This is a genomic window from Nocardia thailandica NBRC 100428, from assembly GCF_000308795.1.
GTDB lineage: Bacteria > Actinomycetota > Actinomycetes > Mycobacteriales > Mycobacteriaceae > Nocardia > Nocardia thailandica.
On record NZ_BAGK01000010.1, the window covers coordinates 1 to 20,680 of the forward strand.

Genomic DNA, 20,680 nt, shown 5'->3' on the forward strand with positions numbered 1-20,680 from the left:
CAGGTGCGCCACGGGCTGCGCGATATCGACCAGGGGCGCGGTGCTCGTGGTCCGGGTGAACCAGGGGCGCAACGAGTCCGGTGCGGGCACGGGGTGCTCGAGCTCGTCGGTGGTTGTGTAGGTTGCGCTCACCCGGTCCAGCGTAGGCCCGGCCGGCGGGTCCGCGATGTGCCGGTTTTTCCTATCGGCGCGGGCCGCGGCGCCGCCAGGCTGGGTGCATGATCCTCGTCACCGGCGCGACCGGCACCATCGGCAGCCTCCTCGTCCCCGAACTCCTCGCCCGCGGGGCCGAGGTGCGGGCCTTCACCCGGGATCCCGGCGCGGCGAACTTCCCGCCCGGGGTCGAGGTCGCGCGCGGCGACTTCCACGATCCGGACTCGGTGGCCGCGGCGCTGGCCGGGGCGGAGGCGCTGTTCCTGGTCGGGGTCGGGCTCGCCGGCTCGGCCGACGAGGTGCTCGTCGAGGCGGCCGTGGCGGCGGGTGTGCGGCGGGTGGTCAAACTGTCGGCGATCGGGACCGGCGACCCCGCGCTCGGTCTCGCGGGCACCTGGCACGCGCCGGGGGAGCGGGCCGTGCGGGACAGCGGCATGGCCTGGACGATCCTGCGGCCGAGTTCCTTCGCCTCCAACACGCTGAGCTGGCGGGACGCGATCGCGGCCGGGGCGCCGGTGCCCAACCCCGTCGGCACCGGCGCCCAGGGCGTCATCGATCCCCGCGACGTCGCCTCGGTCGCCGCGGCGACGCTCGTCGAGCCCGGCCACGACGGCCGGGTGTACACCCTGACCGGCCCCGATCTGCTGACCACCGCCGACCAGGCCGCGATCCTGTCGCGGACCCTCGGCCTGCCGGTCGCCGTGGCCGACATCGACGCCGCGACGGCGCGGGAACAGCTGATCGCCGGCGGCACCGACCCGGTCTTCGCCGATGGTGTCGTGCGCGCGCAGGCGTACGTGGCCGCGGGCGGCAACGCCGTCCGGACCGGCGACGTGGAGAAAGTGCTCGGCCGGCCGCCACACTCCTTCGGGGAGTGGGCGGCCGGCCGGAGGTCTGCGTTCGCCGTCGCGCGGGTTACTAGTTGATGGTCATGATCCAGGAGCCGTTGCAGCCTCGGCTGCTGTTGCGGCCCGGCTCGTAGGACCAGGCGGCGTCGATGGCGGGCTCGGTGTGCACGCTCCACTCGCCGGTGGGCGAGTAGATCGGGTTGTCGTCGCGGTCGGTGAGCAGGCTCGGATCCTCGTACGGGTAGAAGGTCCAGGAGCCACCCTCGGTCGGGTAGTTGAGCCGGAGCTCGATCTGGTTGCCGGTGTGGTTCTGGACCACCAGGCAGGAGCCGGGGCCTTCGAAGTCGGCGGCGGCCGGGCCCGCGAGCCCGACGGTGAGCGCGGTGGCCGTGGCGGCGGTGGCGACGGTGACGGCGGCGAGGGAGCGGATGTTCATGGGGAAGATCATGCCCTGCCCCGGTTTTCGTTCACTTGTCATCTCCTTGTAAAGAACCGGCCCGAGCGCCGCAGGCCCGTGACCAGCCGATTTCGTCAATCCGGTGCGTACGCGCTAGAGTTTCTACTCGCACGACGATGCTCCGGCGATCCCGGTGAGGCACTCGGAGTGCATGCGGATGTAGCGCAGCTGGTAGCGCATCACCTTGCCAAGGTGAGGGTCGCGGGTTCGAATCCCGTCATCCGCTCGTTCCCCGAAAGGCGGCTCCCCGGAGCCGCCTTTCGTCGTTTCCGGGGGTCACGACTCGGTAGCGAGCGAAACGACCCGGCGGCGCCGGTCGATCTACAGGCACGGGTCGGGCGGAACTCGAGGGGAGACAGTCATGCGGACGCTGTGGATGGTCGCGGCGGCGATCGTGGTCGCGGGCGGCGCGGTCGGGTGCACGGCGGAGCCGGACCCGGCGCCAGCGCCGGGGACGACGGTGACGGCCGCTCCGTCGGGCGGGAACACCGCGGCGCCGGGGACGAGTTCCGCGCCGGCCGTGGGTGATCCGGGCACAACGCGACCGTCGACGCTGCCGGATCGCGACGACGCGACCGTCGACGCCCGCGACTATCAGCAGGGCGGCGCGTACTACTTCCAGTCGCCGACCGGCAACATCATGTGCGGCTTCTACGTCGAGGGCATGGGCGGGGTCGGTTGCCAGCTGGCGAGCACCCGGGTGATCCCGGCGGAACTGCGGCCGTCCTGCGACGATTCGCCTGCCCGCAAGGTCGCGGCCCAGGTCGAGGGTGGTAGCGCGCGCTTCTTCTGCACGAGCCAGGGCGTCTTCGTCGGCATGCCGACCGACGGCTCGGGCAAGGGCGGCGGGCGGATCCTGAACTACGGTGACACCCTCATCGTGCGCGGCCTGTCCTGCACGTCCACCCAGGCCGGTGTGCGCTGCGACGACGGCAGGCACGGGTTCACCGTCTCGGCCGACGCGCAAACCCTCTTCTGAAACCGCGAAGGGGCCGCACCCGGATCGGGTGCGGCCCCTCGGTCGCGTGTGGCTACTGCGCCGTCGAACGGAAGCGGCGCAGCCGCAGGCTGTTGCTCACCACGAACACCGAGCTGAACGCCATGGCGGCGCCGGCGAGCATCGGGTTGAGCAGTCCCGCCATGGCCAGCGGGATGGCGGCCACGTTGTAGGCGAAGGCCCAGAACAGGTTGCCCTTGATCGTGCCGAGGGTCCGGCGGGACAGCCGGATGGCGTCGGCGGCGGCGCGCAGGTCGCCGCGGACCAGGGTCAGGTCGCCCGCCTCGATGGCCACATCGGTGCCCGTGCCCATGGACAGGCCGAGATCGGCCTGCGCCAGCGCGGCGGCGTCGTTGACACCGTCGCCCACCATGGCGACCACCTTGCCCTCGGCCTGCAACCGCTTGACCGTGTCCACCTTGTCCTGGGGCAGGACCTCGGCGATCACCTCCGCGATTCCCACCTCGTCGCCGATGGCGCGCGCCGCACGGGCGTTGTCGCCGGTGAGCAGGATGGGGGTGAGGCCGAGTTCCCGGAACTGCGCGATGGCCTGCGCCGAGGTCGGCTTGACGGCGTCGGCGACTACAAGGACGCCGCGCGCCGCGCCGTCCCAGCCGATCGCCACGGCGGTGCGGCCCGCCGACTCCGCCTCGGCCATGGCGGCCTCCAGGGTCTCGCCCAGCGGCTGCGACCAGTCGGCCAGCAGGCGCGCGCGCCCGACGACGACCGCGTGCCCGTTCACCACGCCCTGCACGCCGAGCCCTTCGATGTTGGCGAAGTCCGCCACCGCGGGCAGCGTGCCGACCTTGTCCTGCGCGCCCTTGGCGATCGCCTGCGCGATCGGGTGCTCCGACGAGTGTTCCAGCGCCCCGGCCAGTTCCAGCACGGTCGCGGGGTCCTCGCCCTCGGCGGCGATCACGTCGAGCAGGGTCATCCGGCCGGTGGTGACGGTGCCGGTCTTGTCGAGCACGATGGTGTCGACCCGGCGGGTGGACTCGAGCACCTCCGGTCCCTTGATCAGGATGCCCAGCTGCGCGCCGCGCCCGGTGCCGACCATCAGCGCGGTCGGGGTCGCCAGACCGAGGGCGCACGGGCAGGCGATGATCAGCACCGCCACGGCCGCGGTGAACGCCGCGGCCACCGAACCGCCGGTGCCGAGCCAGAATCCGAGCGTGCCCACCGAAAGGGCGATCACGATCGGGACGAAGATGCCGGAGATCCGGTCGGCCAGGCGCTGGGCCTCGGCCTTGCCGGTCTGGGCGTCCTCGACCAGCCGCGCCATCTGCGCCAGCTGGGTGTCCGCGCCGATCCGGGTCGCGCGAACGACCAGCCGACCGCCGACGTTGACCGTCGCGCCGGTGACGGCGTCGTCGACGCCGACCTCCACCGGGACGGACTCGCCGGTCAGCATCGAGGCGTCGACGGCCGAGTTGCCCTCGACGACGACACCGTCGGTGGCGATCTTCTCGCCCGGCCGGACCACGAACTCGTCGCCGACCGCCAGCTGGTCCACCGGGATCCGCTGCTCGGCGCCGCCGCGCCGGACCGTGACGTCCTTCGCGCCGAGTTCGAGCAGCGCGCGGAGCGCCGCGCCCGCCTTGCGCTTGGACCTCGCCTCGAAGTAGCGGCCTGCCAGGATGAAGGTGGTGACGCCCGCCGCCGCCTCCAGGTAGATCGAGCCGGTGCCGTCCATCCGGGCGATGGTGAATTCGAACGGGTGGGTCATGCCGGGTTCGCCCGCGGTCCCCAGGAACAGCGCGTAGAGCGACCAGCCGAACGCGGCGAGGGTGCCGACCGAGACCAGGGTGTCCATGGTCGCGGTGCCGTGGCGCAGGTTGGTCAGCGCGGCCCGGTGGAACGGCAGCGCGCCCCACACCACCACCGGCGCCGCCAGGGTCAGCGAGAGCCACTGCCAGTTGGTGAACTGCAGCGCGGGGATCATCGCCATCGCGATCACCGGGACCGTCAGCACCAGCGAGACCAGCAGCCGGGTGCGCAGCGCGGCCGTCGGATCCGCTTCGGGCGCCGTCGTTTCCGACTCTGTCTTCGGCGGCTCGGGCAGCGCGGCGGTGTAGCCGGCCTGCTCGACGGTGGCGATGAGGTCGGCGGGGGCGATGTCGCCGGTGAAGTCGACCCTGGCCTTCTCGGTGGCGTAGTTGACGGTGGCGGTGACGCCGTCGATCTTGTTGAGCTTCTTCTCGATCCGGTTGGCGCACGACGCGCAGGTCATGCCACCGATCACCAGTTCGACGCGGCCGGTGCCGGGTTGCTGTGTCGCCGTGGCCATGTCGGTTCTCCTTCCTCGTGTTCGGTGGGTCAGTGGCCGCCGTGGCCGTCGCCGCCGGGGGCGGGCGCGGGCGCGGCGGGGGTGGGGGTGGGGGCACCCGAGGGCGCGGTGGTCGCGGTGGTCGCGGCGACCGTGAACTCGGCCGTGCGCACCGTGCCCGCGTGCTGGAAGTCCAGGAACAGCCGGTAGTCGCCCTGGCTCGGGGCCGTCACGGAGAACGTGATGCCCGGCCCGGACGGGGTCCTGCCGTCGCCCGGCGTGCCCTCGGGGTGGACGTGCAGGTAGCCGAGGTCGGCGGCCCGCAGCGCGACCAGGTGTCCGTAGGCGCCCAGGTAGGGCTGCAGATCGGTCACCGGCTTCCCGTCCCTGGCGACCGAGAGGGTGACCCGCGAGGACTGTCCGGGGGTGATGGTGCCGTCCAGGGTGACGGTGTAGCCGTCGACCGTCGTCGTGGTCGCGGGGGCGGGCAGCGGCCGCGGGTCGTAGGCGCCCGCGACCCGCAGGTCGGCGCCGAGGGTCTGGCCGGCGGCGCCCGCCGGGGTGAAGTCGGCGTAGACGCGGTAGTCGCCGGCGCGGGACAGGTTCAGCGGCACCGACCAGGTCCCCGACGGGTCGAGCGTGGGATGGACGTGCTGGAAACCGGTCAGGTCCCGGCGGACCACGATGAGGTGCAGGTCCTTGTCGTGGTTGGTGGTGTAGCTCGTCAGCGGGGTGCCGTCGGCCCGCAGGATCCGGAACCGCACCGTCGCGTTCGCGTCGGCGGTGGTCCGGTCGGTGTCCAGGCGCAGGGTGTAGCCGTTTTCGGTGGCCATCAAGCCGGCCGGGATCTCGGTGGCGGCGGCGCCCGGGGTCTCGTGCGCGCCGTGCCCGGCCGGCTCGGTGGGTTCCGGGCCGACCAAGGCGCCGATCCCCAGGGCGATCCCGAATACCGCGGCGAGGCCGAGGCCGAAACCGGCGAACTTGGTCGTGGTGTTCACTGCTGTGCCTTTCGTGTGTCCCGGTCGGGTTATTCGGTATCGGCGAGGGCGAACCCCGCCGCGTCGATCGCGGTGGCCAGCGCCTCGCGGCTCGGGGTCGCGGCGGCGGTGACGGTCACCAGGCCGGCGTCGACGTCCACGTCCACCGCGGTGACGCCGGGCAGGTCGCCGACCTTGCTGCGGACCTTGCCCGCGCAGCAGCCGCAGGTCATCCCGGTCACGGTCAGGGTCGTGGTGCTCATTTTCCTACCTCCATCATGCTCTGATTGATTCTTACCATACCCCCCTAGGGTACTTTGTCAACCCGCCGGGGTGTCCTGGGGGGAGCGCAGGGTGACCGCCGCGACGCCCGCGCCGGCCAGGGCGATGACGGCCGCGCCGAGGAAGGCCGCGGAGTAGCCGTCGGTCAGCGCGGCCACGTCGCCGGGCGTGCCCGCGCCCGCCGCGGCCGCGACCGCGGTCATGGCGGCCAGGCCGAGGGCCGAGCCCACCTGGTAGCTGACGTTGACGATGCCGGAGGCCAGCCCGCCCTCCTCAGGACGCGCCGCCGAGATGGCGGTCCCCAGCGACGGGATGAACGCGAGCGACATACCGCCCGCCGCGACCAGGGACGCGGGGAGCACGTCGACCCAGAAATTGCCGGTCGGCCGGACGAGGGACATGATGCCGAGGCCCAGCGCCAGCACGAGCAGGCCGCCGACGATCATCGGCTTGGCACCGAACCGCTGCATGGCACGCGGGGCGATCACGATCATGCCGAGCATGATCAGCGTGGTCATCGGGAGCAGGGCCACGCCCGACGGGAACGCGCTGTACCCGAGGACCTGCTGCAGGTACAGGTTCAGGAAGAACCACATCGGCACCCAGGCCGCGCCGAGCAGCAGCTGGGCGATGTTGGCGGCGGCGAGGTTCGGCGCGCGGAAGATCTCCAGGCGCATCAGGGGCTCCCGGGTGCGGGTCTGCAGGTAGACGAAGCCGGCCAGCAGGGCGGCCGCCACGGCCAGCACGCCCCAGGTCTGCCCCGACGCCCAGCCGACCTCCGGCGCCTGCACGATGGCGTACACCGCCGCGGCCAGGCCCGCGGTCACGGTGACCGCGCCGAGGATGTCGACCGAGCCGGTGCGGGCCTGCGCGTTCGGCATGAGCAGCGGCGTCGCGATCAGGGCGGCGAGCGCGATCGGCACGTTGATGAAGAAGACCCACGGCCAGCTCAGATACTCGGTGATCACGCCGCCGAGGAACACGCCCGCGGTGCCGCCCGCGGGCGCGGCGGCGCCGTAGACCGCCAGCGCCTTGGTGAGTTCGGCGGGCGCGCCGCCGAACAGCATCATCAGCAGGGTCAGCGCGGCGGGGGCGATGAGCGCGGCGCCCGCGCCCTGGATCGCGCGGCCGGTCAGCTCCACCGCGACATTGCCCGCGGCGCCGGCGAGTACGGAGCCGGCCAGTAGGACGACCCAGCCCGCCGAGAAGATCCGGCGCGCGCCGAACAGGTCGGAGAGGCGGCCGCCGAGCAGCAGGAGGCCGCCGAAGGCGATGACGTAGGCGTTGAAGACCCAGGTCAGGTTCTCCGGCGAGAAGCCGAGCTCCGCCTGCATTTTCGGCAGCGCGATGCCGATGATCGAGGTGTCCATGATGACCATGAACTGCGCCGCGGCGATGACCGCGAGCGCCCACCACTTCTTCGTGGCGGATCTGGTGTGGGTGGTCATGGTGTCGTCCTTTCGAGCGGTGACGTCTCGTGGATCGGTACCATACCCCCCTATGGTATTAATCTGTCAAGCACTGATTTCGGGCACACGACGACGCCCGGCCCGCGGGGTGCGGGCCGGGCGCGTGTGGGAAAGGGGTTGCCGTGGAGCCGGATTCAGGCGTCCAGCGCGTAGGTGATGCGGGCGATCGCGGGCGCGGAGACGACCTGGACCGGCGCGCCGGGGCCGACGGAGACGTGCACGAAGCCGCCCTCGAACGCGATACGGGCGTCGTGCACCGCGCCTGCCTGCGCGCCCTCGGCGTCGATCAGGGTGTAGCCCTCGACCAGGATCACGGTGGTCGCGGTCCGCCACTTCGGGGTCATCGGGGTCTCCTTCGGGGGGACGGGCACCAGGGGGAAGTCGAGTTCGGGGCGGGCCAGATGGTTGAAATGATTCGACAGGACGTTGAGCGCGACATGGCCGACGATCTCGGCCAGCTCCGCGTCGCTGACGCCCGCCGCGCGCGCCGCCGCGAGCTGTTCGTCGGAAACCCTTCCGCCCGTGCGCGATACCTCGCGGGCCACCCGCAGGACCGCCTCCGCGTGGGGGTCGGCGGCGCGCGCGTCGCGGGTCGCGGCGATGGCCTCCGGGGTGAAGCCCATCTTCTCCGCGCGCAACGTGTGCGCGGAAACGCAGTACTCGCAGCCGTTCTCGGCGGCGACGAGCAGGGCGAGCTGCTCGCGGACCCGGGCGCCCAGCTTGCCCGCCGTCAGCGCCTGGCGCAGCGCGAGATAGCCGCGCAGCGTCGCGGGGCTGTTCGCCATGGCGGCATACAGATTGGGCACGCGGCCCAGCTGCCGCCGGACCTCGGCGAGGAGTTCGGCCTGCTCGGCGTCGCCGGTTTCGGGGGAGAGGAGGGGAAGTCGCGACATGGTCTGCTCCGGTCTCGTCATAGACGGTACTGATCGGTACCGGAACTAGACGGTACTGATCGGTACCGAAATTGTCCAGACGAATGGTACCGATCGGTTCCGGGCTGCTACCGTGATGACATGGCGACACAGGCCAGGCAGCGTTTGCTCACCACCGCCGAGGAGTTGTTCTACGCCGACGGCATCCGGGCCGTCGGCGTCGACCGGCTGCTCCAGGAGTCCGGCGTCGGCCGCGCCTCCTTCTACCGGCACTTCGCCGGCAAGGACGACCTCGTCGTCGCCGTCCTGGAGGACCGCGACCGCCGCTGGCTCGACTGGCTGCGCGAATCCGTCGAGTCCGCCACCGACGATCCCGCCGCCCGCCCCCTCGCCGTCTTCGACGCCCTCGCGGAGCGGTTCGCCCGCAACGACTTCCGCGGCTGCGCCTTCATCAACACCATGATCGAGGTCGCCGACCCCACCTCCGCCGCCCACCAGGTCGCCGACCGCCACAAACGCCGCGTCATCGCCTACCTCACCGACCTGCTCGCCGCCGCGGGCCACCCGACCCCCGCCCCCACCGCCGCCGAACTGGCCCTCCTCATCGACGGCGCCATCGTCACCGCCGTCCGCGAGAACACCCCCGCCGCCGCCCACCGAGCCGCCACCATCGCCGCCCACCTCCTCAACACGTGACGGGGTCGGGCCGCAAGCTGCACAATGTCTACGAATCGTGTGGCGGCGCCGGCGAACTCGGACAGGAGGACTGCGGTGAACGGTGATCTCGTGGACAGCGGCGACACCGCCGATCTGGTAGTGCTCGAAGACGAGATCGGGACGACGCTGGTCGGCCCGGAAGACGCCATCGCCGCCTTCGTGCGGGATTGGGAGACCGAGCCGGTGCTCGATGTCTTCGAGCCGGTCACCGATACCACGGCCGTCGCGACTTCGGTTTTCGGAGGGCGGCCGATCAAGACGGCGTACGCGCTGGGTACCAGGGCGTTCGACCTCCTCGCGGACGGGACGTCGAAGGCGGGGAACCAGCCGAAGGGTCAGGTGACCTACCACCGGATGGTCCGGGTGAACGGCAAGATCGTCTCGAACGCGCGCGTCGCCGCTCCGGCGGTGACGCCGGTCGCCCCCGCCGTACTGGCCGTTATCGCCCTGGAGGCGACGGTGCGCGGAATGTTCGAGCAGATAGCCGAGCAACTCGAGGCCATCGAGGACAAGGTCGACGAGATCCTGCGACTCGCCTCCGCCGAACGTATCGGCGATGTCTACGGGCACCACCGCCTGCTGGCGCGCCGTGTTCAGGCGCTGGCCGCGGGTGACGCTCTGACCGCCACCGACTGGTCCTCTGTCGCGGCTCTCGGCGCGGATCTCGAAGTGGGTGTCGAGCGACTGCGTGCCCACGCGATCAAGCAGTTGGAGACTCTCGACCCTGCGGCTTCGCCCGGCAAGCGGGCCGATCAGCTGGACGCCATGCTCACGAAGAACCGTCTGGGTGAGACGCTGCGGTTGCTCGTGGTTGCTCAGAAGTCCCTGTTCCTGTGGCAACAGCTCCGGCTCGAGCAGGTTCGGATCGCCGAGCCGGAGCACTTGGAGCAGACCGTCGCCGGCGCGCGAAGCACAGTGCACGAGCAATACTGCGCCGATCTCGAATTGGTACGCAGACTGCGGGAAGTCGTCGACTCGCATGCCGTCCTGCGCACCTTCGAGGCCCATCACAAGTTCGCGGCCCGCACGATGACCAAGCGCCGCCAGGAACTCGCGGTTCTGCTCAGCGAATTCGCCAAAGCGCGCAATCTGCAACTCACCGATTGGGTAGGTGGCGAGCACGCGAGTCTGTCCGATGCCTTCGCGCTGGTGCGTACTCGTACCGGTGCACTGGTCACCTCGGGCCGCAAGCAGCTGGCTGCCTGGATCGAACCCGAGCCCGAGAAGCCGACGGCGGAGAAGCCGCTGATCGACCCGGATCAGCTCAGTGCCTCCGGCGTCGACTCGACAGGTCCCACGACATCCTGAGTTGTTCAGCTGCCGTGCAGGTGGCGGGCGGTCGGGGAGGTGGGGACCTCGGCCGGGTCGGGGGAGGTGCCGAAGAGGCGGTCGGCGGTGTGGGTGGTGGTCACCGTGAACCAGTAGTGCTCGTTCTTGTAGTGGTGGTGGCGGTGATTGCGCCAGATGGCGCGGTAGAAGCGGTGTTTCGGCTTGTAGTCGGTGTGGATGAGGTAGTGGGTCCACTCGTAGGTCAGGCCGAGGACGGTCATGGTCAGCAGGAACGTGACGCCGAGGGGCGTGCGGGGGAAGGCCAGCAGGGCCAGCGCGACCAGGGTGACGATCACCAGCGCCAGCGACCTGGTCGGGATGAAGATCAGGGGGATGTCGCGCGGATCGGTGTGGTGCAGGCGGTGTTTGCGCGCCAGCTCGCTGTCGACGGTGAGCGGGCCGAGGGAGCGGGGACGCCAGTGCAGGACGGTCACGTGCACGACCCATTCGAACGCGGGGAACACGGCGAGGATCACGAGCGGGACCAACGCGTCGGTGATCCGCCAGTCGCCCAGCGCGACACGCGTGACCAGCGCGGCGACCAGGACGGCGCCGATCATCCAGGGCGACGGGTGCCGCGCGAACTCGCGGGCGGCGTCGGCGAGCGTCAGGCCGCGGCGCACGCGATCGTCGCGGGTGGCGCGCGGAGGCGACGCGGTGGCGGGACGGGGCGCGGCGGGCGGTGTCGCGGGTCGGTCAGTGGTCATGGTGGCTCCCGGGGTGGGTTCACGCGCCCGACAGGGCGTGCAGGAGGGCGGTGGTCGCCGGGGTGAGCAGTGCGCGCGCACACTCGGCGGCCCGGTCCGGCTCGCCCGCGGCGATCGCGGCGGCCAGGTCTCGATAGGCGTCGGCGTTGCCCACCTCGGCGGACATGACGGGCGCCAGGGCGGGCAGCGCGGGTTCGTAGGCCGCGCGCAGCATGGAGTACATGAGCCGGAAGGCGATCGAATCCGCGAGATCGAGGATGTGGTCCCAGAATTCGAGCGCGATGTACTGCTGGTCGAGCGCGTCGGCCGACGCGGTGAGCCGGTCGACGGCGGCGGTCAGCGCTTCGAGCCCGGCGGCGGTCTCCCCGCCACCCGCGCCGACGCGGGCCGCCGCCAGCTCGGCGATCTTGGGGCCGTTGTGCAGCCGGGCCTCCAGGATGCTGCGGGCGACGGACGGGTCGATGGTGTCGCCGCGCAGCAGCAGGCGCGGCAGCACCTCCAGGCCGGCGCTGCGCCGGTAGTCGAGCACCGTCGTCGTCTCGCCCTGCCGCACCGAGACCAGCCCGGCCGCCGACAGTCGCTGCAGGGCCTCGCGCACCGCGGGCCGCGACACCCCGAGTGCCTCCGCGAGCTGACGCTCGCTCGGTAGCGCGCTCCCGGCCGCCAGTTCCCCGCTCAGCACCTCCCCGGCGATCTGCTCGAACACATCACCGGCTACCGATCGCTTCACCACGGGCGTCCATGCCATGTGTCCACTGTGCACGGCACGGGACTGATGGTCAAGTGGTCAGACCAGTTGAGTGCGGCGCTACGGCGGGGCTGCGAGTCGACCAGCGCGTTCTCACGAAGGGTCGGAGCCGCGGATCGCGGCCAGCCAGGTGAAGGCGGCGGCCGCGACGGTGGTGGCGGCGGCGAAGGCGGCGACGTCGCCGTTCTCGACGTAGACCCAGAGCAGACCGGCGAGCGGCGCGCCGACGGCCTGCTGCGCGTCGAGGAGCAGGCGGGTGCGAGGCGTCGGGGCGGCCGGGGGATGCGGATCGGCGCGGGTCGGGTTGTCGTGCAGCCTGCCGGGCGGCTCGGTGGACCGGGGACGACCGGACGGATACACGCGCAGCCCGCCCGCGGTGGCGACCCCCGGCCGCGCGGTGAACGCGCCCCCGGTGAAGGTCCGCAGGGCGGGTTCGTAGTGGACCGGGAGCCAGCGGGTGCCCGCAGGAGTGCCGATCTCGAGCCAGGAACGGCTCACCAGGCGGTGTTGCTGGCGCAGGCGTGTCGCCGAACCCAGCTCCGGCGGCCGCAGCCCGGGCACCCGGCCGAACGCCAGCGCGAGCTGGAAGGCCGTGTACAGCAGGACGATCACGGCGACCGCCGCCAGCGCCGACAACTCGTCCGGATCGGCGAACGGCGCCCAGGCGGCGGTGACCGCGAGGGCGCCGATCGTCACGGCGAGCGGGTAGGCCAGGGGGCCGTGGATCACTTCAGGAAACCGACCTTGGTGTAGTCGATCGAGGCCAGGCCGAAGGCGCCGAAATTGGCGAGATCGGCGCGGACGGCGTAGGTGCCCGATGCCTGCTGCAAGGGGATGGAATAGCCTTCCTCCCAGATCATCTGGTCGCATTTGTTCGCGAGCTCGATCGCCTTCTCGGGGTCGAGTTCGGACATCGTCTGTTCGATCAGCGCGTTGAGCTCCGGGGAACCGATGCGAGCCTTGTTGCCCTGCAAGTCGTTCGGGTCGTAGTAGTAGATCTGGCGGAGCGCGCCGATCGGGAGGGTGCTGCCGCTCCAGCTGAAATACGCCATCTCGAAATTGCCCGGGTCGATGACGTTCTTGAACAGGCCGCTGCCGGGGATGGTCTGGATGTCGACCTTCACGCCGATCCGGGCCAGGTTCTGCTGGACGATCTGCGCGCTCTGCACCCACTGGTCCTGCTGGTACATGACATTGCGCAGTTCCAGCCGCTTGCCGTCCTTGACCCGCACATCGCCGTCGAGTTTCCAGCCGAGTTCGTCGAGCATGCGAGCGGCGGCGTCCGGATCGAAGGAGATAGGAGACGCGTTGTCCTGGTAGCCCTTCTGGCCCGCCACGAACACGTGGTTGTTCAGCGGCACCGGATTTTCCACGATGCCGTTCTGCGAGGCGTTGACGATGCCCTGGCGGTCGATCGCCTTCGACAGGGCGATGCGCAGCTTCGGGTCATCGAGGAGTGAACCGGGAGCGCCGTTGAAGGTGATGTGCGACCAGGTCGGTTCGGGGGTGCGGCGCAGGACGACGCCGGCAGCCTGCCGCGCCGCGGTGACATTCTCCAGGCCCGACATGTAGGCGCGGTCGAGCTCGTTGTTCTGGATGGCGGGCAGCCAGGCGCTCGAATCGAGAACGCTGAAGACGATGGAGTCGAGTTTCGGCGTGTCGCCCCACCACTTCGGATTGCGGGACAGCGTGATCCGGTTCTGCGCGCGGTCGACATTCGAGACCTGGAATGGGCCGGCGCTGAACGACAGGCCGTTGCGATCGCGGTCGTTGAACGCGGCGGGGGACTCCGTCGTCGCCTTCGGATACAGCGGGCCGAACTGGCCCTGCCACTGACCATAGGGCTTGTCGAAGGTGACGACTGCCTGGCGATCGTCGACACCGCGATCGACGCTGGCGACGAGGTCGAATCCGCTGCGGCTGCTCACCAGATATGCCGGGTCGCGGCCGCTCAGTGCCTGGGCCTGCGATCGGAGATCCTCCCAGGTGATGGGTGAGCCGTCCGACCACACGGCCTCGGGGTTGATCGTATAGGTGACCTTCTGCGGGTTGGTGCTGGTCAGCTCGATATCGGTGAAGTAGTTCTTGTTCACCGTCAGCACACCCGCCGCGTCGGAAACCCACGGCGAGGGCAGGATCGGGTCGATCACATCGCTGACATTGGAGTCGCCACCGTCGATCTGCAGGTAGTTGAACGTCTCCGGGAATCCGCTGAGCGGCAGACGCAACGTCCCGCCGTCCCGAATCTCGCTCACATCGTGCGGATTGATGTCGTTGGTCGCGCCGATGGTGGCCGAGCCGGGTGGTGGAGCATTATCCGAACATCCCGCGAGAATCACACCCACCGCGACGCACGGAATGGCGAACCGGGTACCCAACGAGCGAATGCGCATGCGAGCGTCCTTTACTTGGTGAAACCGATGACGGTGTAGTCGTAGGAGGCCAGCCCGGGCGAGCCGATGTTGGCGAGGTCGGCGCGGGCGCCGAAACTGCCGTCCCACTGCATCAGCGGCAGCGAGTGGCCTTCCTCGAAGACCTTCCGGTCGATCTCGTTGATCAGGTCGAGGGACTTCTGCGGATCGAGTTCGGTGGCGGCGCGCTCGATCAGGGCGTTGAGTTCGGGCGAGCCGATGCGGCCGTAATTGCCCTGGAGGTCGTTCGGGTCGTAGTAGTAGATCTGGCGCAGGCTCGACAGGGGGAACGGGTCGCCCTGGAAGATGAACTGCGCGGCGTCGAAATCGCCCGGCTGGATGACGTCGGTGAAGAAGCCGGCCGCCGGCTTGGTGTCGATGACGAGTTCGACGCCGATCGCGCGCAGGTTCTGCTGGATGATCTGGGCGACCTGCACCCAGGTCGGGTCGTTGTAGAAGACGTCGCGGATGCTGAGCCTGCGCCCGTCCTTGACGCGATAGTCGCCGTCGAGCTTCCAGCCGAGCGCGTCGAGTTCGGCGGCCGCGGCGGCCGGATCGAAACCGAGGCTGTTGTCCCGGTAGCCCTCCTGGCCCTGCAACAGCGCGTGGTTGTTGAGCGGTTTCGGGTTCTCCACCAGCCCGTTCTGCAGCACCGAGACGATGCCCTGCCGGTCGATCGCCTTCGAGACCGCCACCCGCACACCCTGATCGGCGAGGATGGAGCCGGGAGCGCCGTTGAAGGTGATGTGCCGCCAGCGATTGCCCGGCGCGCGACGCACCACGAGGCCGGGGGTGGCGCGCACCGTCTTGACCTCGTTGATGTCGGCGAGGCGCACCAGGTCGAGTTCGTTGTTGGCCAGCGCGGGCACCCAGGCGGTGTGGTCGAGCACGCTGTAGGTGATGGTGTCCAGCTTCGGCGGGGCGCCCCACCATTTCGGGTTGCGGCCGAGCACGATCCGGCGTTCGGTGCGATCCACGGACCGCACCTGGAAGGGCCCGGCGGTGAGGGTGATGCCGTCGACCAGGCTGTGGTTGAACGCGTCCGGGTTCGCGGTGACCTGCTTGGGGTACAGCATGGCGTTGCCTGCGAACTGGCCGCGCCAGTCGGCGTAGGGGGTGCGGAAGGTCAGCACGGCCTGCCGGTCGTCGACGCCGCGCTCGACCTTGTCGACGAACTCGAAGCCGTTGGTGATCGCGATGAGGAACCGCTTGTCCCGCCCGCTCAGCGCGTTCGCCTGCGAGGCGATGTCCTCCCAGGTGATGGGCGAGCCGTCCGACCACACCGCCTTCGGGTTGATGGTGTAGGTGACCTGCTGCGGGTTCGTGCCGGTCAGCTGGATGTCGGTGAAGTAGTCGGTGGCCAGGTGCGGGCGGCCCGCGGCGTCGATGTCGTACGAGCGCGGCATCATCGGGCGTTCGATGTCGGCGATCTCGCCCTCGTTGCCGTCGTTGGACAGCGTGTTCCAGTTGGCCGGGATGGTGGAGGTGGCCAGGCGCAGGTTGCCGCCCTCGCGCACGTCCTCCCGTGGCGTCGGGTTGATGTCGCTGGTGGTGCCGACGGCGTCGGTGAGGCCGCGCGCGGAGTCGTCGGGGGCGGCACAGCCCGCCACGAGGACGCCGGTGACCGCCAGCGCGGTCAGCGCGGCGAGCGGCCGCGGTACTCGGGAACGGGTACGCATGGGCGCCTCCTGGTGGATCAGAGCCCGACCGACGCGACCGGGACGGCCGCGATCAGCGAGCGGGTGTACTCGTGCTCGGGTTCGGCGAAGATCTGCTCGGCCGGTCCGTACTCGACGATCCTGCCCGCGAGCATGACCGCGATGTCGTGGGCGAGGTTGCGCACGACCGACAGGTCGTGCGACACGAACAGATAGGACAGCCCGCGCTCGGCCTGCAGGTCGCGCAGCAGGTTGAGGACGCCCGCCTGGATCGAGACGTCCAGCGCCGAGACCGGTTCGTCCAGGACGAGCAGGCGCGGGTCGAGCGCGAGCGCGCGGGCGATGCTGACGCGCTGCTTCTGGCCGCCGGAGAAGTCGGCCGGGTAGCGCTCGGCGTGCTCGGGACGCAGCCCGACCAGCCGCAGCAGTTCGGGCACCCGCTCGGCGATCTCGGCGGCCGGGCGGCCGTCGATCCGCAGCGGCTCGGCCAGCACGTCGTAGATCGGCAGGCGCGGATCCAGCGAGGCGCTCGGGTCCTGGAACACCAGCTGCACCTGCCTGCGCAGCGCGCGGGTCCCGGCCTTGGTCAGGGTGGCGACGTCCTCGCCGAGCACCTCGATCCGGCCGGACTGCGGCGCCACCATCTCCATGATCTGGGTCAGCGTGGTCGACTTGCCCGAGCCGGACTCGCCGACCAGCGCCAGGGTCCGGCCCGCCCGTACCTCGAAGCTGACCCCGTCGACGGCGACGACGTCGGCGCCGCGCCTGCGCCACAGCAGGCCCGAGCGCATCGGATAGGTCTTGACCAGGTCGGTGACCCGCAGCACCACCTCGTCGCTTGCCTGCTCGGGCGCCGCGGTCTCCGGGACGGCCCGGCGGAACGCGGCGAACAGGTCGGCCGGGCCGATCTCGGCGGTCCGGATGCAGGCCACCGAATGCCCGGGGGCGACGCGCTCGAGCGGCGGTTCGGCCGCGCCGCAGTCGGCCACGGCGACCGGGCAGCGCGGGGTGAACGAGCAGCCCGGCGGGAGCGCGTGCATCGCGGGCGGCGCGCCGACGATCGGCGCCAGCGGCGCGCGCGCCGGGCCGTCCATGCGGGGGATGGAGCCGAGCAGGCCGACCGTGTACGGCATCCGGGGCTCGGCGAAGAGCTCGGTCACCGGGGCGCTCTCGACGATGCGGCCCGCGTACATCACCGCGACCCGGTCGGCGAGGGTGGCCGCGATGCCCATGTCGTGGGTGATCATCACGACGCCCGCGCCGGTGATGTCGCGCGCCTTGCGCAGCAGGTTCAGGATCTGTTCCTGCACGGTGACGTCCAGCGCCGTGGTCGGCTCGTCGCAGATGATCAGCGCCGGGTCGTTGGCGATGGCCATGGCGATCACCACGCGCTGGCGCATGCCACCGGAGAACTCGTGCGGGAAGGCGGCCGCCCGCCGCTCCGGATCGGGGATCCCGACGAGGTCGAGCAACTCGACGGTCCGCGTCTTCGCCTCGGACCTGGACATCTTCCCGTGCGCCAGCAGCGCTTCGGCGATCTGGTCGCCCACCCGGTACACCGGGGTCAGCGCCGAGAGCGGGTCCTGGAAGACCATGCTGATCGACGACCCGCGCAGCGCCGACATCTGCTTGTCGCCGAGGCCGAGCAGCTCGCGCCCGCGCAGCCGCACCGAGCCGTGCACCCGCGCCTGTTCCGGCAGCAGCCCGATCACCGCCAGCGCGGACACCGACTTGCCCGACCCGGACTCGCCGACCACGGCCAGCACCTCGCCGTCGGCGACGGTGAAACTCACCCCGCGCACGGCGTCGACCCGGCCCTCCTCGCCGGGGAAGGAGACCCGCAGGTCGCTGACCTCGAGCAGGGGTGCGGTGGAGTTCGTCGCGTTCACTCGTTCGTGTCCTCACGCCGGACCCGGGCCCGCCGGGAGCCGGGATCGAAGGCGTCCCGCAGCCCGTCGCCGACCAGGTTCGCGCACAGCACGATCGCGATCAGGATGCCGCCGGCGGGCAGGAACAGCCAGGGGTAGGTCAGCGCCGACTTGGTGCCCGCCGCGATCAGCGAGCCGAGCGACACGTCCGGCGGCTGCACGCCGAAACCCAGGTAGCTCAACCCGGTTTCGGCCATGATCGCGGCGCCGACGGCCAGCGTCGCGTCGATGATCAGGATGGAGGCGATGTTCGGGATGATGTGGGTGAGCATGATCCGCCAGGTGGGGGCGCCCATGTACTTCGCCGCCCGGACGAACTCGCGATCCCGCAGCGTCAGGGTCATGCCGCGCACGATGCGCGCGGCGATCATCCAGCCGAACGCGGCCAGCAGCACGATCAGCAGCGCGATCGACCCGGAACCCTTGGTGCGCGGGGCGAAGATCGCGATGATGATGAAACTCGGGATGACCAGCAGCAGGTCGACCACCCACATGATCGCGCGATCGATCCAGCCGCCGCGCAGGCCGGCCAGCGCGCCCGCCGTCGCCGCGATCGCGGTCGAGAACAGGGCGACGCACAGGCCGATGACCATCGACTTCTGCATGCCGCGCAGCGTCTGCGCCAGCACGTCCTGGCCGATCTGGGTGGTGCCGAACGGGTGCTTCGCGCTCGGCGGCTTCATCAGCGCGGTGTAATCGAGCTGCTGATAGTCGTAGGGCAGGAACGGCGGCAGCGCGTAGCTGGCCACGAACATCAGGATCAGCAGGATCCCGCCCACCATCGCGGGCTTGTTGCGGCGGAAGCGGCGCCACACCAGCGTGCGGCGGCCGGTCGCCTCCGGGGCGCCCGCCGCGATGATCTCGGTCTCGGTCATGCGACACGCACCCTCGGGTCGAGCAGGGCGTAGACCACGTCGGAGAGCAGGCCCGAGAGCAGCACGACCAGGCCGGCGAACGCGGTCACGGTGACCACCACGTACAGGTCCTGTGCGTTGATCGCGTCGACCAGCCACTCGCCCATGCCGTGCCAGCCGAAGATCTTCTCGGTGAACGTGGCCCCCGTGATCAGCGCCCCGAAACTGAAGGCGAACAGGGTGGCCATGGGAATCAGCGCGGTGCGCAGACCGTGCTTGTAGAGGGCGCGATTGCGGGTGAGGCCCTTCGCGCGCGCGGTGCGGATGAAGTCGCTCTGCAGCACGTCGAGCATCGCGTTGCGCTGATAGCGGCTGTAGCCGGCCATGGCGCCGAGGGCGAGGGTGATCGTCGGCAGCACCAGATGCTGTGCGCGGTCGAGGATCTGGGTCCACGTCCCGCCGGACAACCCGGCCGAGCTCTCGCCGGTGTAGAGGAAGATCTGCGTTCCGGTGGCCGTGTTGATCTCCAGCGCACCGTATTTGAGCAGCGTCGCGAGCAGGAAGACCGGTGTCGAGATGATCAGCAGGGAGAGCACCGTCGTGAAATAGTCGCTGAACTTGTACTGCCGGATCGCGCCCGCCGCGCCGATCAGCACGCCGAGCACCGTGCCGAGCACCGCGCCGGTGACCAGCAGTCGCAGGCTCACCCAGATCCGACGGCCCAGTTCGTCGCTGACCGGCTGCCCGGCGAGCGTCGTCCCGAAGTCGCCGTGCGCCACGCCACCCAGCCAGGTCAGATACCGCTGCGGAATCGGCTCGTCGAGGTGCAGCTCCTCGGCCTTGGCGTCGATGACCGACTGCGGCGGCCGCGGGTTGCGCTGCTCCAGACTGTCGAGCGGACTGAAGGTCAGCGAAGCCAGACTGAACGCCAGAAAGGTCGCCAGCAGCAGGAGCACGGCATAGTTCAGCGCGCGCCGCAACAGGTAGCTCGTCATCTGGCCCCTCTGGGATCGGCGAATCAGGCCCTGATCATAAGGACCGCCGCCGGATCACGCGTGCGTTGACAGGCGGTCGGCCCCGTCGATCCGGCAGGATGGAGGGGGTGACAGGTCTGCCCCCCAAACCCGAGCTGGTCGCCACCGACGTCGACGGCACCCTGATCGACCACGACGAGCGGGTCTCGCCCCGCACCCGAGCGGTGGTCGGTTCGCTGGTGTCCGACGGGGCGAGCTTCGTCCTGGCGACCGGTCGCCCCCCGCGCTGGATCGGGCGGGTGGTCGACGAACTGGGCTTCGCCCCGCTCGCGGTCTGCGGCAACGGCGCGGTCCTCTACGACAGCGCCACCGACCGGGTGCTGTCCAGCCACGCCCTCGACGTGCCGACCCTGGCCGAACTGGCCGAACTCGCCGAGCGGGCGCTGCCCGGCTGCGGGCTGGCGACCGAGCGGGTCGGGGAGAGCGCGCACGACGCGGTCACCCCGCAGTTCGTCAGCTCGCCGACCTACGAGCACGCCTGGCTGAACCCCGACGACACCGTCGTCTCGCACGCCGAGGTCATCGACAGCCCGGCCATCAAGATGCTGGTCCGGCTCAGCTCGGCGCGCAGCTCCGACATGCGTGACGCGCTGGCCCCGCTGATCGGCGACCGCGCCGAGATCACCTTCTCCACCGAGCACGGGCTGATCGAGCTGTCCGTGCCGCGGGTGACGAAGGCCTCCGGCCTGCTCGAGGTCGCCGCGCGGCTCGGCATCGATCCCGGCGCGACCGTCGCGTTCGGGGACATGCCCAACGACGTGCCGATGCTGCAACTGGCCCGGCACGGCGTCGCCATGGGCAACGGACACCCGGACGCCATCGCCGCGGCCGACGAGGTCACCGCGACCAATGTCGAGCACGGCGTCGCCCGGATCCTCGAACGCTGGTGGGGCTGACTCGTCCCCGACGACGAACGGCCGGTGCCCCGCGAGGCACCGGCCGTTCGTCGCGTCGATCGAGTGTCAGCCGACCG

Annotated in this window: 19 protein-coding genes and 1 tRNA gene; 6 read left to right on the plus strand and 14 right to left on the minus strand. The window is 70.7% G+C overall.

The genetic code is table 11. The annotated features are described in order from the left end of the window. Positions 1-218: 218 nt before the first annotated feature. Entirely contained in the window at positions 219-1,079 is an 861-nt protein-coding gene (locus ON36_RS00685; protein ID WP_043646426.1) for an NAD(P)H-binding protein, read from the plus strand. Here the strand turns inward: ON36_RS00685 and ON36_RS00690 are convergent. After that, positions 1,072-1,479, minus strand: coding sequence for a hypothetical protein (locus ON36_RS00690; RefSeq protein ID WP_157224725.1), 408 nt, complete (start codon positions 1,477-1,479; stop codon positions 1,072-1,074). The two genes, ON36_RS00685 and ON36_RS00690, sit on opposite strands and share 8 nt — an antisense overlap. Before the next feature lie 132 nt (positions 1,480-1,611). Here ON36_RS00690 and ON36_RS00695 point away from each other — a divergent pair. Together ON36_RS00695 and ON36_RS00700 are read left to right on the plus strand one after the other, a co-directional pair. Further along, positions 1,612-1,684: transfer RNA gene (locus ON36_RS00695), tRNA-Gly, on the plus strand. A gap of 135 nt (positions 1,685-1,819) precedes the next feature. Then, the gene (locus ON36_RS00700; RefSeq protein ID WP_245557798.1) at positions 1,820-2,437 is read left to right on the plus strand and encodes a DUF6636 domain-containing protein; all 618 of its coding nucleotides are present in this window, start codon (positions 1,820-1,822) and stop codon (positions 2,435-2,437) included. 52 nt (positions 2,438-2,489) lie between these two features. Here ON36_RS00700 and ON36_RS00705 read toward each other — a convergent pair whose 3' ends face one another. The 5 genes from ON36_RS00705 to ON36_RS00725 form a co-directional block, all read right to left on the minus strand. Continuing rightward, positions 2,490-4,742 (minus strand): heavy metal translocating P-type ATPase, encoded by a 2,253-nt coding sequence (locus ON36_RS00705; RefSeq protein ID WP_043646428.1) that lies wholly within the window; start codon positions 4,740-4,742, stop codon positions 2,490-2,492. Between the two features lie 29 nt (positions 4,743-4,771). Then, positions 4,772-5,719 carry a DUF8832 domain-containing protein gene (locus ON36_RS00710; protein ID WP_043646429.1) on the minus strand — a complete coding sequence of 316 codons (948 nt, stop codon included), beginning with the start codon at positions 5,717-5,719 and terminating at the stop codon, positions 4,772-4,774. 29 nt (positions 5,720-5,748) lie between these two features. Further along, the gene (locus ON36_RS00715; protein WP_043646431.1) at positions 5,749-5,961 is read right to left on the minus strand and encodes a heavy-metal-associated domain-containing protein; all 213 of its coding nucleotides are present in this window, start codon (positions 5,959-5,961) and stop codon (positions 5,749-5,751) included. 57 nt (positions 5,962-6,018) lie between these two features. Then, positions 6,019-7,428 carry an MFS transporter gene (locus ON36_RS00720; protein ID WP_043646433.1) on the minus strand — a complete coding sequence of 470 codons (1,410 nt, stop codon included), beginning with the start codon at positions 7,426-7,428 and terminating at the stop codon, positions 6,019-6,021. A gap of 155 nt (positions 7,429-7,583) precedes the next feature. Continuing rightward, entirely contained in the window at positions 7,584-8,342 is a 759-nt protein-coding gene (locus ON36_RS00725) for a carboxymuconolactone decarboxylase family protein (protein WP_043646434.1), read from the minus strand. A gap of 120 nt (positions 8,343-8,462) precedes the next feature. On the opposite strand from ON36_RS00725, the gene ON36_RS00730 reads away from it, so the two are divergent. Continuing rightward, positions 8,463-9,017 (plus strand): TetR/AcrR family transcriptional regulator, encoded by a 555-nt coding sequence (locus tag ON36_RS00730; RefSeq protein WP_043646436.1) that lies wholly within the window; start codon positions 8,463-8,465, stop codon positions 9,015-9,017. Positions 9,018-9,092: 75 nt separating this feature from the next. After that, positions 9,093-10,346 (plus strand): hypothetical protein, encoded by a 1,254-nt coding sequence (locus tag ON36_RS00735; protein WP_174377524.1) that lies wholly within the window; start codon positions 9,093-9,095, stop codon positions 10,344-10,346. A 5-nt stretch (positions 10,347-10,351) separates the two neighbouring features. On the opposite strand, the gene ON36_RS00740 is transcribed toward ON36_RS00735, so the two are convergent. From ON36_RS00740 to ON36_RS00775, 8 genes are all read right to left on the minus strand, one after another. Then, on the minus strand, positions 10,352-11,074 hold the full coding sequence (locus ON36_RS00740) for a sterol desaturase family protein (RefSeq protein ID WP_052313507.1): 723 nt from the start codon (positions 11,072-11,074) through the stop codon (positions 10,352-10,354). A 19-nt stretch (positions 11,075-11,093) separates the two neighbouring features. After that, positions 11,094-11,822 carry a FadR/GntR family transcriptional regulator gene (locus tag ON36_RS00745; protein WP_043646440.1) on the minus strand — a complete coding sequence of 243 codons (729 nt, stop codon included), beginning with the start codon at positions 11,820-11,822 and terminating at the stop codon, positions 11,094-11,096. A gap of 93 nt (positions 11,823-11,915) precedes the next feature. Next, entirely contained in the window at positions 11,916-12,551 is a 636-nt protein-coding gene (locus tag ON36_RS00750; RefSeq protein ID WP_245557800.1) for a hypothetical protein, read from the minus strand. Continuing rightward, on the minus strand, positions 12,548-14,215 hold the full coding sequence (locus ON36_RS00755; protein ID WP_043646443.1) for an ABC transporter family substrate-binding protein: 1,668 nt from the start codon (positions 14,213-14,215) through the stop codon (positions 12,548-12,550). The genes ON36_RS00750 and ON36_RS00755 overlap by 4 nt, the downstream gene beginning before the upstream one ends. An 11-nt stretch (positions 14,216-14,226) precedes the next feature. Beyond that, positions 14,227-15,912 carry an ABC transporter family substrate-binding protein gene (locus tag ON36_RS00760; protein WP_043646446.1) on the minus strand — a complete coding sequence of 562 codons (1,686 nt, stop codon included), beginning with the start codon at positions 15,910-15,912 and terminating at the stop codon, positions 14,227-14,229. A 17-nt stretch (positions 15,913-15,929) separates the two neighbouring features. Next, positions 15,930-17,780: an ABC transporter ATP-binding protein gene (locus tag ON36_RS00765; protein WP_052313508.1), complete on the minus strand. Its 1,851-nt coding sequence runs from the start codon at positions 17,778-17,780 to the stop codon at positions 15,930-15,932. Further along, positions 17,777-18,694 (minus strand): ABC transporter permease, encoded by a 918-nt coding sequence (locus ON36_RS00770; protein ID WP_043646448.1) that lies wholly within the window; start codon positions 18,692-18,694, stop codon positions 17,777-17,779. Before ON36_RS00770 ends, ON36_RS00765 begins: the two co-directional genes overlap by 4 nt. Next, positions 18,691-19,668, minus strand: a complete 978-nt coding sequence (locus tag ON36_RS00775; RefSeq protein WP_043646450.1) for an ABC transporter permease — start codon at positions 19,666-19,668, stop codon at positions 18,691-18,693. The genes ON36_RS00770 and ON36_RS00775 overlap by 4 nt, the downstream gene beginning before the upstream one ends. Positions 19,669-19,766: 98 nt before the next feature. Between ON36_RS00775 and ON36_RS00780 the strand changes: the two genes are divergently transcribed. Then, positions 19,767-20,603 (plus strand): Cof-type HAD-IIB family hydrolase, encoded by an 837-nt coding sequence (locus tag ON36_RS00780; RefSeq protein ID WP_085999545.1) that lies wholly within the window; start codon positions 19,767-19,769, stop codon positions 20,601-20,603. Positions 20,604-20,680: the final 77 nt, after the last annotated feature.

Bases quoted from the DNA above. Each gene is read 5' to 3' on its own strand.
- ON36_RS00725 (WP_043646434.1), bottom strand. From the start codon at position 8,342: ATGTCGCGACTTCCCCTCCTCTCCCCCGAAACCGGCGACGCCGAGCAG.
- ON36_RS00685 (WP_043646426.1), top strand. From the start codon at position 219: ATGATCCTCGTCACCGGCGCGACCGGCACCATCGGCAGCCTCCTCGTC.
- ON36_RS00690 (WP_157224725.1), bottom strand. From the start codon at position 1,479: ATGACAAGTGAACGAAAACCGGGGCAGGGCATGATCTTCCCCATGAAC.
- ON36_RS00720 (WP_043646433.1), bottom strand. From the start codon at position 7,428: ATGACCACCCACACCAGATCCGCCACGAAGAAGTGGTGGGCGCTCGCG.
- ON36_RS00715 (WP_043646431.1), bottom strand. From the start codon at position 5,961: ATGAGCACCACGACCCTGACCGTGACCGGGATGACCTGCGGCTGCTGC.
- ON36_RS00770 (WP_043646448.1), bottom strand. From the start codon at position 18,694: ATGACCGAGACCGAGATCATCGCGGCGGGCGCCCCGGAGGCGACCGGC.
- ON36_RS00760 (WP_043646446.1), bottom strand. From the start codon at position 15,912: ATGCGTACCCGTTCCCGAGTACCGCGGCCGCTCGCCGCGCTGACCGCG.
- ON36_RS00705 (WP_043646428.1), bottom strand. From the start codon at position 4,742: ATGGCCACGGCGACACAGCAACCCGGCACCGGCCGCGTCGAACTGGTG.
- ON36_RS00755 (WP_043646443.1), bottom strand. From the start codon at position 14,215: ATGCGCATTCGCTCGTTGGGTACCCGGTTCGCCATTCCGTGCGTCGCG.
- ON36_RS00745 (WP_043646440.1), bottom strand. From the start codon at position 11,822: ATGGCATGGACGCCCGTGGTGAAGCGATCGGTAGCCGGTGATGTGTTC.
- ON36_RS00740 (WP_052313507.1), bottom strand. From the start codon at position 11,074: ATGACCACTGACCGACCCGCGACACCGCCCGCCGCGCCCCGTCCCGCC.
- ON36_RS00780 (WP_085999545.1), top strand. From the start codon at position 19,767: ATGGAGGGGGTGACAGGTCTGCCCCCCAAACCCGAGCTGGTCGCCACC.
- ON36_RS00775 (WP_043646450.1), bottom strand. From the start codon at position 19,668: ATGACGAGCTACCTGTTGCGGCGCGCGCTGAACTATGCCGTGCTCCTG.
- ON36_RS00700 (WP_245557798.1), top strand. From the start codon at position 1,820: ATGCGGACGCTGTGGATGGTCGCGGCGGCGATCGTGGTCGCGGGCGGC.
- ON36_RS00730 (WP_043646436.1), top strand. From the start codon at position 8,463: ATGGCGACACAGGCCAGGCAGCGTTTGCTCACCACCGCCGAGGAGTTG.